Annotated in this window: 15 protein-coding genes and 1 pseudogene; 8 read left to right on the forward strand and 8 right to left on the reverse strand. The window is 69.4% G+C overall.

The window, feature by feature from the left end:
• Positions 1-107 precede the first annotated feature (107 nt).
• Complete coding sequence (locus tag ACH4TV_RS23170) at positions 108-1,139, forward strand: LacI family DNA-binding transcriptional regulator (protein ID WP_398400995.1); 1,032 nt, start codon at positions 108-110, stop codon at positions 1,137-1,139.
• Between the two features lie 111 nt (positions 1,140-1,250).
• Here the strand turns inward: ACH4TV_RS23170 and ACH4TV_RS23175 are convergent, their stop codons facing one another.
• Positions 1,251-1,844: an NADPH-dependent FMN reductase gene (locus ACH4TV_RS23175; RefSeq protein WP_398400997.1), complete on the reverse strand. Its 594-nt coding sequence runs from the start codon at positions 1,842-1,844 to the stop codon at positions 1,251-1,253.
• Positions 1,845-2,232: 388 nt separating this feature from the next.
• On the opposite strand from ACH4TV_RS23175, the gene eno reads away from it, so the two are divergent.
• The 6 genes from eno to ACH4TV_RS23205 all read left to right on the forward strand — a co-directional run bounded on the left by eno (position 2,233) and on the right by ACH4TV_RS23205 (position 8,470).
• Positions 2,233-3,549, forward strand: coding sequence for a phosphopyruvate hydratase (eno, locus tag ACH4TV_RS23180; protein WP_398400999.1), 1,317 nt, complete (start codon positions 2,233-2,235; stop codon positions 3,547-3,549).
• An 85-nt stretch (positions 3,550-3,634) separates the two neighbouring features.
• Positions 3,635-4,639, forward strand: coding sequence for a VOC family protein (locus ACH4TV_RS23185; protein ID WP_398401001.1), 1,005 nt, complete (start codon positions 3,635-3,637; stop codon positions 4,637-4,639).
• A 56-nt stretch (positions 4,640-4,695) separates the two neighbouring features.
• Complete coding sequence (locus tag ACH4TV_RS23190) at positions 4,696-5,259, forward strand: carboxymuconolactone decarboxylase family protein (protein WP_398401003.1); 564 nt, start codon at positions 4,696-4,698, stop codon at positions 5,257-5,259.
• A gap of 69 nt (positions 5,260-5,328) precedes the next feature.
• Positions 5,329-6,426 carry an alcohol dehydrogenase catalytic domain-containing protein gene (locus ACH4TV_RS23195; protein WP_398401004.1) on the forward strand — a complete coding sequence of 366 codons (1,098 nt, stop codon included), beginning with the start codon at positions 5,329-5,331 and terminating at the stop codon, positions 6,424-6,426.
• 60 nt (positions 6,427-6,486) lie between these two features.
• Positions 6,487-7,428, forward strand: a complete 942-nt coding sequence (locus ACH4TV_RS23200; RefSeq protein WP_398401006.1) for a LysR substrate-binding domain-containing protein — start codon at positions 6,487-6,489, stop codon at positions 7,426-7,428.
• A 175-nt stretch (positions 7,429-7,603) separates the two neighbouring features.
• Complete coding sequence (locus tag ACH4TV_RS23205) at positions 7,604-8,470, forward strand: 3-hydroxybutyryl-CoA dehydrogenase (protein WP_398401008.1); 867 nt, start codon at positions 7,604-7,606, stop codon at positions 8,468-8,470.
• A 209-nt stretch (positions 8,471-8,679) separates the two neighbouring features.
• Here ACH4TV_RS23205 and ACH4TV_RS23210 read toward each other — a convergent pair whose 3' ends face one another.
• Both ACH4TV_RS23210 and ACH4TV_RS23215 read right to left on the reverse strand, forming a co-directional pair.
• A complete protein-coding gene (locus tag ACH4TV_RS23210) occupies positions 8,680-9,177 on the reverse strand; it encodes a flavin reductase family protein (RefSeq protein WP_398401010.1) in 498 nt (165 codons plus the stop codon).
• A 96-nt stretch (positions 9,178-9,273) separates the two neighbouring features.
• Positions 9,274-10,446, reverse strand: a complete 1,173-nt coding sequence (locus ACH4TV_RS23215) for an acyl-CoA dehydrogenase family protein (RefSeq protein WP_398401012.1) — start codon at positions 10,444-10,446, stop codon at positions 9,274-9,276.
• A gap of 181 nt (positions 10,447-10,627) precedes the next feature.
• Here ACH4TV_RS23215 and ACH4TV_RS23220 point away from each other — a divergent pair, with 181 nt between their 5' ends.
• Positions 10,628-11,527, forward strand: coding sequence for a LysR family transcriptional regulator (locus tag ACH4TV_RS23220; RefSeq protein WP_398401014.1), 900 nt, complete (start codon positions 10,628-10,630; stop codon positions 11,525-11,527).
• Positions 11,528-11,708: 181 nt separating this feature from the next.
• Here ACH4TV_RS23220 and ACH4TV_RS23225 read toward each other — a convergent pair whose 3' ends face one another.
• From ACH4TV_RS23225 to ACH4TV_RS23245, 5 genes and pseudogenes are all read right to left on the reverse strand, one after another.
• Positions 11,709-12,890: an acyl-CoA dehydrogenase family protein gene (locus ACH4TV_RS23225; protein WP_398401016.1), complete on the reverse strand. Its 1,182-nt coding sequence runs from the start codon at positions 12,888-12,890 to the stop codon at positions 11,709-11,711.
• Between the two features lie 82 nt (positions 12,891-12,972).
• Positions 12,973-14,238 (reverse strand): CaiB/BaiF CoA transferase family protein, encoded by a 1,266-nt coding sequence (locus tag ACH4TV_RS23230; RefSeq protein ID WP_398401018.1) that lies wholly within the window; start codon positions 14,236-14,238, stop codon positions 12,973-12,975.
• Complete coding sequence (locus ACH4TV_RS23235; RefSeq protein WP_398401020.1) at positions 14,232-14,672, reverse strand: Zn-ribbon domain-containing OB-fold protein; 441 nt, start codon at positions 14,670-14,672, stop codon at positions 14,232-14,234. The genes ACH4TV_RS23230 and ACH4TV_RS23235 overlap by 7 nt, the downstream gene beginning before the upstream one ends.
• 91 nt (positions 14,673-14,763) lie before the next feature.
• Positions 14,764-14,999: pseudogene (locus ACH4TV_RS23240) on the reverse strand (DUF3105 domain-containing protein); the annotation flags it as partial.
• A 40-nt stretch (positions 15,000-15,039) separates the two neighbouring features.
• Positions 15,040-15,879: an NAD(P)H-binding protein gene (locus ACH4TV_RS23245; RefSeq protein WP_398401022.1), complete on the reverse strand. Its 840-nt coding sequence runs from the start codon at positions 15,877-15,879 to the stop codon at positions 15,040-15,042.
• Between the last annotated feature and the right edge of the window lies 1 nt (position 15,880).

Here is a 15,880-nt window from a genome sequence, read left to right on the forward strand (position 1 = left end):
CCAGCCCGGCACCTCCACTTCGCCGACCACTGAGCGCGACGAGAGCGCTATCGTTGGCACACGGAAAGTGACGGCAACGGGATCAGCCAGTCCAAGGGGGGCCTTACGTGATCACGACCAGGGACATCGCCGAACGCCTCGGAATCTCCGTCTCGACGGTCGGCCGGGCACTCTCCGACGATCCCCGCATCAGCGAGGAGACCAAGTTCCGGGTCCGTCAGGCCGCTTCCGAGATGGGGTACGTCGGCAACCGTGCCGCCCGGATGATGCGCGGCGCGTCCAGCAACGTGGTCGCGCTGGTCATCCCGGACATCCGCAACAGCTTCTACTCGACCATCGCGCACGAGTTGTCCAAGAACATGGAGGCCGAGGGCTTCCAGCTGATGCTCTCCGAGACCGACGACGACCGGATGGTGGAGCTGCGTCACCTGCGCGAACTGTCCGCCAACCGCGTGGCCGGCGTCATCATCGTGCCCACCGCCCGCCCGCACAGCGAGTCGGTCAAGCTGCTCAAGGCCGTGCCGCACCTCCAGTTGCTGCGCCGCCACCCGTCGCTCGGTTCCCAGTGGTTCGGGGTGGACGACCACGAGTCGCTGCGTCAGGCCACGGCCCACCTGGTGGCGCTGGGCCACACGCGCGTCGCGTATCTGGGCGGCCCCGAGGAACTGCCCACGGGCGCGGAGCGTCTGCGCGGCTTCCGCAGCGCCCTGAGCGAGGGCGGCCTGCCGGACGACGCCGGATTTACGGAGCTGGGGCCGCCGGCATCCGTGGACCACGGGCGCCAGGCGGTGCGCCGGCTGTTCAAGGGGCCGGACGCGCCCACGGGCCTCGTCCTGGGATCGGTCCAGCTCACCCTGGGGGTCCTGGAGGAGTTGTCCGCACAGGGCGTGAAGGTGCCCGGGGAACTGTCCGTGGTCGGGTTCGGGGACGAGCCGGGGTTCTCCTGGTGGGGTCCCGGACTCACCACGATCGGTCTGCCGATCCAGGAGATGGCCACCGGCTGCGCACTGTGGCTGATGCGCCGGCTCAAGACCAAGCCGGGCAACGACGGTCCCTACACCTCGGTCTCCCCCGGATCACTGATCCTGCGCGGCAGCACGGCACCGCCGGACGGAAAAGCCCCGTCCAGGCCCGTCTGAACCGGCGGCGAACCCGCCCCGCGCAGACACCGCAGACACCAAAGCACCGCAGACACCGAAGGCGCCCGGAGCACATCGTTCCGGGCGCCTTCGCATGCGTACGCCGCCGGGTCAGTACGTCCCGCTGCGCAGCCGCCGCATGACACGGGCCGTGCGCGCGAGTTCGTCAAGGACCTGCTCGGCGGCGGCCTCGTGAATCTTGCCGGGTCTGAAGTCGCCGTCCTCGACGAGCCCGCTGACGAACGGGATGCTCACGGTCGGACCGATCGGCAGCATCCTGAGGTTCGCTACGACCTGCTTACCCATCTGCACCGCGCGGGTGCCCGCCGAAACGCCGCCGTAGCTGACGAACCCGGCCGGCTTGTGCTGCCACTCCACGGCGAGGTAGTCCCACGCGTTCTTCAGCGGGGCGGGGAAGCCGCCGTTGTACTCCGGGGTGACGAAGACGAACGCGTCCGACGCGTCGACGATCCGGCTCCATTCGCGGGTGTGGCTCTTCGTGTACTGCCGCAGGGCGGGCGGATGCGGCTCGTCGAAGAAGGGGAGAGCGAGTTCGTGCAGGTCGACGGTGTGCGACTCGAACTGGTCGCACTCCGCCACCCGGAGGGTGAACCAGTCGGCGACAGATCTGCCCACACGTCCGGGGCGCGTGCTGGCCACAACGGTGGTGAGGGTCATGGGCGCCGCGGAGGGCTGGGATGTCATGCCGGGCTCGCTTTCCTGTCGGCCGGGCTCCGGGACCGGCGAACCCACGCCGCCTGTGCTGTCCGTCCGTCCAGGAGAGCGCGGGTCCGCCGGAGTTGTTGCCGGAGCGCCACGGGTTGTGCGAACGATAGCATTCACGCTCCGGCGGACCAAGGGGACGTAAACAAACCACGGGACCAAGGGTTCGAACTACAGCCCACCTCTTGACAGAGTTGCTGTCGCTTTGCACGATTGCGCTATCGATAGCACGCTCGGCGCCGCAGTGACCGAACCGAGCGGGCTGAACGAGCTGAACGAGCGACCCTCGTCGTCTCCTTGCCGGCTCCGCCCCGCGAGGGCGTCCGCTCATCGCCCAGACATCGTCCGAACTCCGAAAGGTCGCACCGCAATGACAGACGCGCGGATCGCCAAGCTCTACGGCCGCAGGGTGTGGGACTCACGCGGTCGGCCGACCGTAGAGGTCGAGGTCCACCTCGCGGACGGTGCGATCGGGCGGGCCATCGCCCCGGCGGGGGCCTCGACGGGCCAGGGCGAGGCACTCGACCTGCGTGACGGTGGCAGCCGCTTCGGCGGCCTCGACGTCCGGCGTGCGGTGGGCTCGGTGAACCACGAGATCGCGCCCGCCCTTCTGAACCGCGACGCGACCGATCAGGAAGCCGTCGACCGGCTTCTGGTGGACCTCGACGGCACCCCCGACCGCAGCCGTCTCGGCGGCAACGCGCTCGTGGCCACGTCCATGGCGGTCCTGCACGCCACCGCCGCGTCGGCGGGCGTACCCCTGTGGCAGCACCTGGCGGGCGGACGCCCGGTCCGCATCCCCCTCCCCGAGATCCAGATCTTCGGCGGCGGCGCCCACGCGGACCGCCGCGTCGACGTCCAGGACTTCATGGTGATGTGCCCCGCGGCGCGGAGCTTCTCCGAGGCCCTGGACTGGACGGCGGAGATCTACCGTGCCGCCGGCGGTCTGATGCGTAAGGCAGGCAAGGCTCAGGGGGTCGCCGACGAAGGCGGCTTCTGGCCGGCGTTCGACTCCAACGAGGAGGCGCTGGAGACGCTGACCCGGGCGATCGAGAGCGCGGGTTTCACCCCCTCCACCCAGGTCGGCATCTCGCTGGACGTCGCCGCCTCGCAGTTCGGCAGCGGCGGGCGGTACACGCTGGCGCTGGACGACCGCACGCTGGACACCACCGCGCTGATCGACATGCTGGGCGGCTGGATCGAGCAGTATCCGATCCTCTCCGTCGAGGATCCGGTGGGCGAGGACGACCACGAGGGCATGCTGGAGTTCACCCGGCGTTACGGCGACCGCTGCCAGGTGATCGGGGACGACTACCTGGTCACGAACGCCAAGCGGGTCGAGGCCGCGGCGACCAGCGGCACCGCGAACGCCGTCCTGGTCAAGCCGAACCAGGCCGGCACGGTCACGGAGGCCTTCCAGGCCCTGCGAGCCGGAAAGGAAGCCGGCTTCGGCACGATCGTCTCGGCGCGGTCCGGGGAGACCGAGGACATCACCATCGCCCACCTCAGCGTCGGCTGGGACGCCGGCCAGCTGAAGGTGGGCTCATTCACCCGCTCCGAGCGCATGGCCAAATGGAACGAGGTTCTGCGCATCGAGGAGTCCCTCGGTGAATCCGCGGAATTCAGCGGCTGGTCCGCCTTCACATTCGCCGGAGCAGGGGCCGGGGCCCTCACTGTCGAGCCGTAGAAAAACCGCGTAGTACTACGCATTCACGAAGTACTACGTATTACAGTCACCGAAATCCAGAGCCGATCCGAGTACGGAGACCAGCATGCTGCCACCCGTCAATCTGCGCCCGAGTTTCAATATCACCCGCTCCAGTCACGTTCGTCTCACGGTCGCCGATCTGGCCGAGAGCCGGAACTTCTATGTGAACGTGCTGGGGCTGGTCGTCAGCGACGAGGACGAGCGCACCTGCTACCTCCGCGGCCTCGCCGAAGCCTGCCACCACAGCCTCGTCCTGGAACTGGACGAAGAGGGTGCGGGCAGGTGCAGGAGGATCGGCTTCCGGGTGTTCTTCGACGAGGATCTCGACCTCGCGTACGACTGGTTCCGTGAGCGCGGCCTGCCCGCCGAGTGGGTCGACTTGCCGTACCAGGGGCGCACCCTGCACGTCAGCGACCCGATCGGCACGCCGCTCGAACTGTGCGCGCACATGGAGACCCGTCCCCGGCTCCACATCAACTTCGAGCAGTACAAGGGGGCCCACGCGCAGCGGCTGGACCACTTCCAGACCTTCGCGCCCGACACGTACGAACTGTGCGCTTTCTACGGCGAGTTGGGCTTTCGCAACTCGGAGTACCTGGAGCACGGCGACAAGCTGCTGGGCGCGTTCATGTACCGCAAGGGCACCTGCCTGGACCTCGCGATCGTCGAGAACACCGGGCCCGCCCTGCACCACTTCGCCTACACCGTCTCCGAGAGCCATGACATCTTCACCGCCTGCGACTGGGCGGGCATCCAGGGCTACGGCGACGGCGTGGAGCGGGGCCCCGGACGGCACGGTCCCGGCGGGATGCTCTTCGTCTACCTCCGCGACCCGGACGGGCACCGGGTGGAGGTCTTCAACAGCCACTACCAGACCATCGACACCGAGATCGAACCGGTGCGCTGGGACGCGGGATCGCTGAGCACCAACGCCCGCTGGGGCCTCCCGGCCCTGGAGAAGTGGTACTTCGAGGCGTCGCCCTTCGTCGGCGTGCCGCAGATCCTGCCGGCCGAGCTTCCGAAGCCGATGTCACTGGAGCGGTTCCTGCTCGAACAGTCCGCGCACTGACCGTCCGTACTTCCGGACTTCCGTACACCAAGATCTCCAGACTTCCAGGAGTCACCATGGCACGAGTCCCCTATCTGCGCCGCGAGGACGCGGACGAGTCGCAGAAGCCCCTGTACGACCGGCTGGAAGCCGAGCGCAAGGTGCCGACGGCGAACATCTTCCTCGCCCTGGCCAACGCGCCGACCCAGCTGGACGGCTTCCTGACCTACGCCAACTCGCTGCGGGCGGCCGACCTCAGCCCCAAGCTGCGGGAACTGGCGATCCTGACCGTGGGGTACGCGACCCGGTCGGCGTACGAGGTCGCGCACCACCAGTCGCACGGGCTGGGGGCCGGTCTCACCGAGGAACAGCTCGCGGCGGTCGCCGAGTTCGAGTCGTCCGATCTGTTCGACGACACGGAGAAGGCGGTGATGCGCCTCGCCAAGGAGTCCACGCTTCGGGTCGACGTCTCGGAGGAGACGTGGCGTGCCGCCGCCGGCCTGCTGACGGACAGGCAGATGGTCGAACTGTCGTTGTCCATTGCCTGGTACAACTCCGGCGTCCGCATCATGGGGCTGCTGGGAATCGACCTCGAGGACAACTACCCGAACCCTTTCCCTGGTTCTCTTCCGAATTCGTAGGGAATTTTTCATACCTTCCGCCCCGGCCACTGGGACGGAGCGGTTTCAAGGAGTATTTCAATGGCGAAAATGCTCGCTGCACGACTGCACGCTCTCGGTGAGCCGATGTCCATGGACACGATCGACGTGCCCACCCCGCGGCCGACCGACGTACTGGTGCGGGTCAAGGCGTGCGGGATCGTGCCGAACATGGCCAACGTGATCAACAACTGGCCGACCTGGTTCCCGCACCAGCCGTTGCCGAAGTTCCCCGCCATCTTCGGCCTGGACGCCGCGGGAGTGGTCGAGCAGGTCGGCGAGGCGGTGCTGCACACCAAGCCGGGTGACCGGGTGTACGTCAACCCCCTTCGTTCCTGCGGTAGTTGCCAGGTGTGCCGGGGCGGTGAACTGAGCCTGTGCCGCTACTTCACCCTGAACGGCTACTTCAGCACCTCCCGGTACGGACAGCGGATCTTCGACCTCTATCCCTACGGGGGCTTCGCGGAGTACATGACGGCTCCGCAGTACTCGATCGTCAATATCCCGGACAACATGACGTTCGAGCAGGCCGGCAAGCTGGGCTACATCGGCACGTCCTACGGTGCTCTCAAGAACGCCGCGGCGGGTCCCGGTCAGGTCGCGCTCATCGACGGGATCACGGGAACCCTCGGTGTCGCGTCGACCGTGCTCGCGCTGGCCTCCGGTGCCTCCCGGATCCTGGGGACCGGGCGCAACGAGGAACTCCTCAAGCGGGTCAGGGAACTTGACCCGGACCGCGTCGAGGTCTTCCGGCTGGGCGACGGCTCCACCGGTGAGTGGGCGAAGTCCCGCACCGGCGGCGAGGGCGCGGACTACGTGATCAGTGCCCTGGGCGCCAAGGCCCCGGTGGAGACGATGCTCGACTCCATGCAGGGCGTCCGCAGGGGCGGCAGGGTGGTCAATGTGGGCGGGGTGGCCGACCGGCTGCCCGTGGACGTGAAGTGGCTCATGGACGAGCAGGTCCAGCTGATCGGCTCCAACTGGTTCAGTACCGCGCAGGGTCAGGAACTCGCCGACATGGTGGCCACGGGAGCGCTGGACCTGTCCTATCTCCAGGCCAAGCCGTTCCCTCTGTCCAGGGTCAACGAAGCGATCTCCGGACTCACGGACCGCGACGGCGGATTCAGCAACTACGTCGTCATTCCGTGACGTCCTGACGTCCCGTACCCACCCCGCGGCGGACCTGTCCTGCCCTGACGGCGCCGCGGGGTGTCCATTCCACCCAGCAGGACGGAGGAGCCGGTGGAACTGCGCTGGCTGGAAACGTTCGTCACCGTCGCGGAGGAACTGCACTTCGCGCGCGCGGCGGACCGGCTGCATCTGGCTCCTTCCGCACTCAGCGCCCAGGTCAGGGCGCTGGAGTCACACCTGGGGGTCCGGCTGATCGACCGCGGACGCCGCACCCGCCCGGCGCTCACCGGCGCCGGGCGGCTGTTCCTCGAAGAGGCACGGCTGACCCTTGCGCAGATCGCCCGGGCGGAGGCGGTGGGCCGGCGGGCCGGTCGCGGGGAGCTGGGGCACGCCGAGATCGCCTACGTCGCCTCCGCCGCGTTCTCCGGTGTGCTGACCGACGTCCTCACCCGGTGCGCGGCCCTCGACACCCATCTCACCGTACAGGTCCGCGAGTTGGAGACCCCGGCCCAGCTGGAGGCGCTGGCCTGCGGGGACATCGACATCGGTTTCCTGCGCTGGCGCCCGGAGTACCCGGCCGGGGTCACGGCCACCTGTCTGCTCACCGAGGACGTCGTCCTGGCGCTGCCTGACGGCGCCCCGCTGGCGGCGTACGAGACGGTGCCGGCGGCGGAGCTGCGCCACGAGCAGTTCGTGGCACCGCACTTCGACGAGGAGTACGGCTGCCGCGACCAGATCCTGGAGGTGGCGCAGCGGGGCGGCTTCAGCCCGCAGTGCGCGCCTCCGGTACGGGACTTCATCGCCGCGCTCACCTTGGTGGGCGGCGGTCTCGCCGTGGCCCTGGTTCCGGACTCACTGCGCCGCGTACGGATACCGGGTGTCGCCTACCGCCCACTGGCCGACGTACCGCTGACCACCCGTCTGGTGGGCGCGTACCGCAGGGGCGAGACCTCGCCGGCGGTGCGCGGCGTGATCCGCCGGCTGCGGGAGGCGGCTGCGGCCACGACCGCCGTCGGCTGATGCCACGGTGCTCCCGCAGCGGCCGACGAGCGACGAACCGACGCATGTTTGTGCGCGGATGACGCACTGTCCGAGCAGGTCAGAGGGGTTGTACCCGACCTAGGCTCAACACGGCGCCACGGACCGTGGCGGCGGCGGTCGACCGCGCGGGACGGAAGGACAGGCGGAGAAACACATGACATCGATCAAGTACGTGGGAGTCGTCGGGGCCGGGCAGATGGGCCGGGGCATCACGGAGGTCTGCGCCCGGGCCGGGCTGCACGTCACGTTGTGCGACGTGACCGAGGACAGGGCCCGGGCGGGACTGGCGGGCGTGGCGGACTCCCTGCTCAAGGCGGAGAAGCGCGGAACCATCACCCCGGAAGACCGCGCACACGCTCTGGCCGGGGTGTCGGTCACCGCCGATCTCACCCGGCTGTCCGGTGCGGACCTGGTCATCGAGGCCGCCGTCGAGGACGAGCCGGCCAAGACGGCGCTGTTCCGGCAACTGGACGAGGTGGTCACCGACCCGACCGCCGTACTGGCCAGCAACACCTCCTCGATCCCCATCGCCCGGCTCGCGGCCGCGACCCGACGCCCGGAGGCGGTGGTCGGGCTGCACTTCTTCAACCCGGTTCCCGTCATGCCGCTGGTCGAGGTGATCCCGTCGCTCCAGACCTCGAAGGCCACGGAACTGCGTATGCGTGCCTTCGTGGGCGAGATCCTGGGCAAGAAGACGGTCGTGGCGCAGGACCGCGCGGGCTTCGTCGTCAACTCCCTCCTGGTTCCCTACCTGTTGGCAGCGGTGCGGATGGTCGGCTCCGGCACGGCGACGGCGGAGGACATCGACACGGGGATGACGGCGGGCTGCGCCCACCCGATGGGCCCGCTGCGCCTCGCCGACCTGATCGGCCTGGACACCGTGGCCGCGATAGGCGAGGCGCTGTACGAGGAGTACCGCGAACCGCTGTACTCCCCTCCCCCGTTGCTGCGCCGCATGGTCGAGTCGGGCCTGCTGGGCCGCAAGTCGGGCGAGGGCTTCTTCAGTTACCGGGCGGCCTGAGGGTCGGCAGTACGGCCGCCGGCGACGCGAAGAAGGTCGAGTTTCCCCGCGTCGCTGCTGCCGGTCACTGCGGTGTACGTAACCATGCGCAGGGGCGCAGTTCCCTCACGAGACGGCTCAGCTGGGCGTCTGCGGGACAGCGGGAGAGTGCGCCGGCCTTCGCGCGAGAGGCCGCGATGTGCCGCAACGGCCACAGGCCGGGCACCTGCCTACGAGACGGCCAGGCGCCGGAACCTGCTGTTGTGGAACACCAGGGGCTCTCGGTCGGGTTCGGCCTTCAGACCCTGGATTTCCAGCAGGACGATCGTGTGGTCGCCGCCGGGGAGTTCGGCGTGCAGCGAGCAGTTCAGCCAGAGACTGGCGCCGTGGATGTACACGCCGCCGACGTCGTCGGCATCCCAGTCGACTCCGGCGAACCGGTCCCCCTCCTTACTGGCCAGCGACCGGCAGATCGTGTCCTGTCCCTCGGCGAGCACGCTGACGCCCATATGGCTCCGCCCGCGCAGTTTCGGCCATGTCGTGGAGGTGTCCTGCACGCAGACCGATATCAGGGCGGGTGAGAGGGAGACCGGGGTGAATGTGCTCGCGGCCATGCCCACCGGGCTGCCGGAGTCGAGTGCGCACAGTGCTGTCACCCCGGACGGAAAACAGCCGAAAGCCTGGCGCAGCAGGGCAGGGTTGGTCGGTGTCACGTTGAGAGGGCTCATTGCTTGCTCCGAGATGCTGGATGAGTTCTTGGCGGGCGGGAGCTCGTACGCGGAGCCGCTGGTGAGTGCCCAGCGGCTCCTCTCGGCGGCCAGGCGTCAGTTCTGTCCCGACAGGACCGCGCCCAGCTGCCGCATCGCACCTGTGTTGCCGACCACGTGCTGGGAGACGCAGCGGACATCGCGCCAGCGGCGCTGCAGAGGGCTGGTGCTGTAGAGGCCCGCGCTGCCCGAGAGGGTCATGATCTCGTTGAGGATCCGGATGCCCTCGTGGTGGATGTGCTGGGTGGTGCCCTTGTAGCTGAACCACTCGGCCGGGGCGGGCGCCTCGCCCGCGAGGGCACGGTCCATGACGGTGCGTCCGGTCTGCTCCGACAGGGCGGCCAGCGCCGCCGCCCGCAACTTCAGCTCGGCGAACTTCTCCTGGAACACCGGGTCCTCGCCGAGCAGTGCCTTGGGGTTGAACGCCGGCCGCTTGGTCGCGGCGAGTCCGGCGAGATCGTCGAGTGCACCGTCCAGGGCGCCGAGGACGACGGCGTCGTGCGAGGCCCCGGTGGGTGAATAGGGCAGGTCGTAGAGGGGAGCGGGGATGTTGTTGTCGCCGAACATCGGGCCCGTGTGGTGCTCGGGCACGAAGACGTCGTCCATCGTGAAGTCGGTGCTCTGCGTGGCACGCAGGCCGACCGCGTCCCAGGTGTCGAGGAACGTCACCTGCTCCGGCCGGAACAGCGCGACCCGCATGTCCGGGCGGCCGTCCGGCAACGGAGGCGCCCCTTCGACCAGGAAACCCCCGAGCATCCAGTCCGGGGTGAACGGGCCGCTCGCCAGCGGCCAACGGCCACTGATCCGGTACCCGCCCTCCACCGGCCTCGCCAGCCCCTTCGGAGCCACCGCTCCTCGGAGCATCAGGTTCGCACCGCCTCCGAACACCTCTTTCTCCAGCGTCTCCCGCGGCAGCGACCGTACGAAGAACCACGCCATCGAAGCGGCCTGGACGGTCCAGCCGGTCGATCCGTCGGCTCGGGCGATCTCCCGCACCACCCGGGCCCCCTCCACCAGCCCGAGCTGCTCGCCGCCCCACACCTGGGGCAGGGCCATCCGGAACACTCCGGCCTCGCGCAGTGCGGCGACGACCTCCGCCGGAACCGCCCGGGCGTCCTCGCCCTCGGCGGAGCGTGCCGCGATCTCGGGAAGGAGGGCGCGGACGCGGTCGAGGACGCTGTCGCCGGTTCCTCGGTCCTGGGTTCGAGTGGGGTCAAGAAGCGTGGTCATGAGGGTCTCCTAGCCGGGACGTGCGGGGGCCTGCTCGTATTCCGAGCCTTCTTCAACAGGTGAATTCGGCTTAGGATGACATCCGCGTTACGGCCAGGAAAAACAGAAATTTCCTATAAGGCTTATTGAGAGTTCCCATAACAGCAGGAGAGAAATGACGGCCAATTTTTCCCTCCGTCAATTGGAATACTTCGTGACGGTGGCGGACACCGGCTCGATGAGCGCGGCAGCGGTGCGGTGCCATGCGTCCCAGGCGAGCATCTCCACAGCGATCGCCGACCTCGAACGCCGTCTCGGGGTCCAGTTGCTGGTACGGCGCCGGGCGAAGGGTGTCACTCTCACCGAGGCCGGCAGCCGGATCCTCGGACGCGCCCAGGCGATGTTGACTCAGGCCGACGAAATCACGGCCAGCGCCCAGGCCGAGGAAGGGCGGCTGGCCGGCCGCCTGACGATCGGCTGCTACAAGGCCCTGACCCCCTTCCTGATCCCCCTCCTGGTGGACGGGTTCACCCGGCTCCACCCGGCGGTCAACCTGGAGCTGATGGAGGGTCAGCAGGACGAAATGCGACAGGCCCTGGTCCAAGGCTCGTGCGACGTGGCCCTGTTGTACGCACTCGGTGACGAACCCGGCTTGTCCTGTACGACGCTCCGCGCGAGCCGTCCGTACGTCATCGTGTCCGCGGGCCACCCGATCGCGGGGCGCGAGTCCGTCTCACTGGCCGAACTGGCGGACGAGCCGCTGATCATCTACGCGGAGCCGCCCGCCCAGCAGAACGCCGACCACTGGTTCTCCCTCGCCGGAGCACGACCGAACATCCGGTACCGGACCTCCAGCATCGAGGCGGTCCGCAGCATGGTCGCCCGCGGCCTCGGCTTCGCCACGTTGATCCAGTCCTGGCCCACCGACACGAGCGTCGAAGGGCTCCCCCTGGCATCCGTGCCGCTCAGCGACCCGCTGGACGACGTCGCGCTCGTGATCGCCCACGCCTCGAACGTCACTCCCACGCACCGGGCCCGCACGTTCCTCCAGTACGCCAAGGAGACCCTCGCCGACGCGGGCGGAACGCGGTCAACGGACTGACCTGCGTCCGGCGTTCATCGCCGCTTGCCACTCCGCGGCGTTCGCAAGGAGAGCCTCGCTGACCGGTCGCGTCTTGGTGCGGCCCCGCAGCCGGCACGAGAGCCGAAGGCGGCCGGGCGGCATCACGGCCCGAGAGCCGGACTGGGGATCGTCCTGGCTCACTGCTCGCGTACGACCAGTGTCAGCGGAAGGCCGGGTATCCGGTGATCGCCTGGCCGATGACCAGCGTGTGCATCTCGTTGGTGCCCTCGTAGGTCATGACGGACTCGAGGTTGTTGGCGTGGCGCAGCGGCGAGTACTCCAGGGAGATGCCGTTGGCGCCGAGGATCGTGCGGCACTCCCGTGCGACGGCGATCGCTTCCCGGACGTTGTTGAGCTTGCCGACGCTGATCTGCTCCGGCCGGATACGGTGCTGGTCCTTGAGCCGGCCCAGGTGGACGGCGAGCAGGGCGGCGTTGCCGACGGACACGCTCATGTCGGCGAGCTTCTTCTGGGTGAGCTGGAAGGCACTGATCGGCTTGTCGAACTGGACGCGGGAGTCGGCGTACTCGATGGCTGCCTGAAGGGAGTCGCGAGCCGCGCCGACCGCGCCGAACAGGATGCCGAAGCGGGCCTCGTTCAGGCAGGACAGCGGGCCGCGCAAGCCCTCCGCGAGGGGCAGCCGCGCCGAGTCGGGCAGCCGTACGTTGTCGAAGGACAGCTCCGAGGTGATCGACGCGCGCAGCGACATCTTCTGCTTGATGTCCTGCGTCGTGAAGCCGGGCGTCCCGCGCGGCACGAGGAAGCCGCGGATGCCGTCCTCGGTCTGCGCCCAGACGGTGGCCACATCGGCGATGCCGCCGTTGGTGATCCACATCTTGGAACCGTTGAGGATCCAGTCTCCCCCACCGTCGCGGACGGCCCTGGTGCGCATCCCGGAGGGATTGCTGCCGAAGTCGGGCTCGGTCAGGCCGAAGCAGCCGATCGCCTCACCGGCGGCGAGCCGGGGCAGCCACTCCTGCTTCTGCTCCTCCGAGCCCCACTTCCAGATGGAGAACATCGACAGCGAGCCCTGCACGGAGACGAAACTGCGGAAGCCGGAGTCCGCCGCCTCCAGTTCCATGCAGGCGAGGCCGTAGCTGACCGCGTTCGTCCCGGCGCAGTCGTAGCCGTCGAGGTGCATGCCGAGAACGCCCAACTTGCCGAGTTCGGGGGCGAGTTCGCGGGCGAAGTGCGCGTTCTCGAACCACTCGCCGATGTGCGGGCGCACCCGGTCGGTGAGGAACTTGGCGACGGTGGCCTGGATCTCGCGTTCCTCGTCGGTGAGGGTGGAGGCGAAGTCGAGCAGGTCGAGGGGGTCCTTCATCGGCTTGGCGCTGCTCATGGTGAGCTCCTGGGGGTTGTGGTGATCGGTTCGGTGGTGGCAGTCGCGCCGGGAACGGTCGGGTGACCGCTCTTCCCGGCGCTCAGGTGTGGTCGGAAACGCGGTGGAGGATCTCCGTGGTGTGTTGGCCCAGGCTCGGCGGCGGCAGGCGGTACCGCGCCGGCGTGCCGCTCAGCGCGATGGGGCTCGCGACCTGGCGGGAGGGCCTGCCCGGTGCTTCGGCTGCTCCGTCTACTCCGTCGGCGGCTGCCCCGGGCATCTCGACGATGCCGGGGAGGCCGAGCTTGTGGGCGAACGCGAATGCCTCGTCGAGGGTGTTGACCGGTCCGGCGGGCACGCCCGCGGCCAGCAGGACGGCCGACCAGTGGTCCGCGCCCGCCGCGCCCAGCCGTTCGCTCAGGATGTCCCGCAGTTCCGCGCGGTGGGCGACCCGGTCGGTGTTGGTGCGGAAGCGGTCGTCGGCGGCGAGACCTGGGTCCCCGACGGCCTCGGCGAGCGCCGCGAACTGCCGGTCGTTGCCCACCGCGAGCGCGATCGGACGATCGGCGGCCGGGAAGGTCTCGTACGGGGCGATGCTCGGGTGGGCGTTGCCCATGCGGCCCGGAACCACACCGGCGACGGCGAACGCCGACGCCTGGTTGACCATGGCCGAGAGCAGAGAGCTGAGGAGGTTCACCTCCACGTGCTGTCCCTTCCCGGTGGCGTCCCGGTGCCGGAGGGCGGCGAGGATACCGAGCGAGGCGTGCAGGCCGGTGATCACGTCGACCAGGGCCACGCCCGCTTTCACCGGCTCCCCGGCCGCGTCCCCGGTCACACTCATCAGCCCGCCGACGGCCTGTACGAGCAGGTCGTATCCGGGGATCGCCGCGCCCGCACCGGCGCCGAAGCCACTGATCGAGCAGTAGACCAACCCCGGGTGCCGGGACCGGAGTTCGCGAGGGCCGAGGCCCAGCCGTTCCATCGTGCCGGGACGGAAGTTCTCCACCAGTACGTCGGACTCGGCGACCAGGGCGCGGGCCTGTTCGAGGCCGGCGTCGGTCGTGAGGTCCAGGGTGACGGACCTCTTGTTCCGGTTGACGCTCAGGAAATACGTCGAGGTGCCGTCGTGGTCCGCCGGAGGGTGCCAGGCCCGGGTGTCGTCCCCGGTGCCCGGCCGTTCGACCTTCACCACATCGGCGCCGAGGTCGGCGAGGAGCATGGTGGCGTAGGGCCCTGCGAGTACCCGGGAGAAGTCGGCGATGCGCAGACCGTCCAGCGCGCCGCGTCCCGCTCCGTCGGGAACGGCGACCGGTCCGTCCGGCGCGTTGTACTGCGAGGTGGCTGCGCCTCGGCCCTTCCCCGTTACCACCAGCGCCCCAAAGAGCGTGCCGGGTAGGCGAGTTCGACGAGGGGCAGGCCCTGGCCGAGGGGGGCGACGGACCGTACGACACTCACCCGTGCGCCCACCGCGACCGCCACCGGCGCCGTCCCGGTGACCTCGCAGAGCAGGTTGAAGCCCTCGTCCATCGCGACGAACCAGGTGTTGTGCGGGGCATGGCCGTTCCGGCGCACGACGACCCCGGCGCCCTCGCTGCGTTGCCGTGTGAAGGCGGTGGACCCGCAGGCTCGGCAGTACGAGCGGCGGTAGGCCGGAGTGGCGCACCAGAGGCAGCGCTGGAAGTGGAGTTCGCGGGAGACGGTCGGTGCGTTCGGCGTGGCGAACGGGGAGGTGGCTGCGACGGCGGCAGCGGTTTCGTGGTCTTCTCTGAACGCTGTGTGTTCACGGGTGTCTGTCTGGAGCATCACGGCCTCCTGCACGCAGTCCGGTGACCGGAAACGAGTGGTTGGGGATCCGATGTGGCTCCCTCACCCTCGCCCTGTCGCGGAGTGCAGGTCAACGACGTACTGACGCATCTTTGTGCGCGGAAAACGCTCCGTCGTCAGGGGTTGTGAGGCCGCCCGTGCAGGGGGCGCCCGGCTCGGGGGTCTGCGGGCCCTGGACGTAGGCGGTGATGAACCGCTCGACGCGCGGGTCAGCCGCCGTGGTGACGCCGAGTTGGTGGCCCCACGCGGAGAGCGTGATCGCCTCGGCCTGGCGGGGGGGGCGGGGCTCATCAAGGTGTAGGGCGTCCCGAATGAACAGGACCACCTGCCGCGAGCGCAGGCACGGTCAGACGGTCCAGGCGCCCTCGCGGGCGGCGGTGTCGGCGTATCCGGCGAAGTCCCGGGGAGCCCGGCCCAGCGCACGCTGGACGCCGTCGCCGAGCGAGGCGAGGCCGCCGGAGCGGACGTGCTCGTACAGGCCGGTCGACGCCTGCACCCATTCCTCGGGCACGCCCTGCGCGCGTTGCTCGTCCGCGTACTCCTGCGGTGTCAGCGGGACGTAACGAAGGTCGCGGCCGGTGGCCCGGGCGATCTCCGCGACCGCGTCCCCGAAGGTCAGCAGCCGGGGGCCGCTGAGTTCGTAGTGCCACCCGGCGTGCCCGGCCTCCGTGAGGGCGGCGACCGCCACCTCGGCGATGTCGTCGGCGTCGATGAACGCCTCCTTGCCGTCGGCGGCCGGCAGCCTCACCTCGCCGCTCATCACGGGTTCGTACAGGAAGTCCTCGCTGAAGTTCTGGAAGAACCACCGCACCCGCAGCACGGTCCACTCCAGACCCGCGTGTTCCAGTGCCCGTTCCGCGTCCAGGACGTGCTTCTCGGCCGGTCCCCAGGCGTCGGTGGGTGTGGACAGCAGCACCGCGTGCCGCGTGCCGGCAGCCGCGGCCTGCCGGGCGAAAGCGGCGACGTTCTCCGCGGCCCGAGGGGTGCCGAGGTCGGGGAGCACCAGGTACATCCCCGTCACGCCCCGCAGGGCCGGCTCCCAGGTGGTGCGGTCCGTCCAGTCGAAGGACGGCGTACCCGAACGGGACGCCGCCCGGACCGCCACGTCCCGCTCCTGAAGGAGCCGCGCCACCCTGCGGCCGGTCTTGCCCGTGGCCCCTGTCACCAGAATCATCTCGTCGCTCATG

The organism is Streptomyces sp. NPDC020898 (assembly GCF_044333925.1).
Lineage (GTDB): Bacteria > Actinomycetota > Actinomycetes > Streptomycetales > Streptomycetaceae > Streptomyces.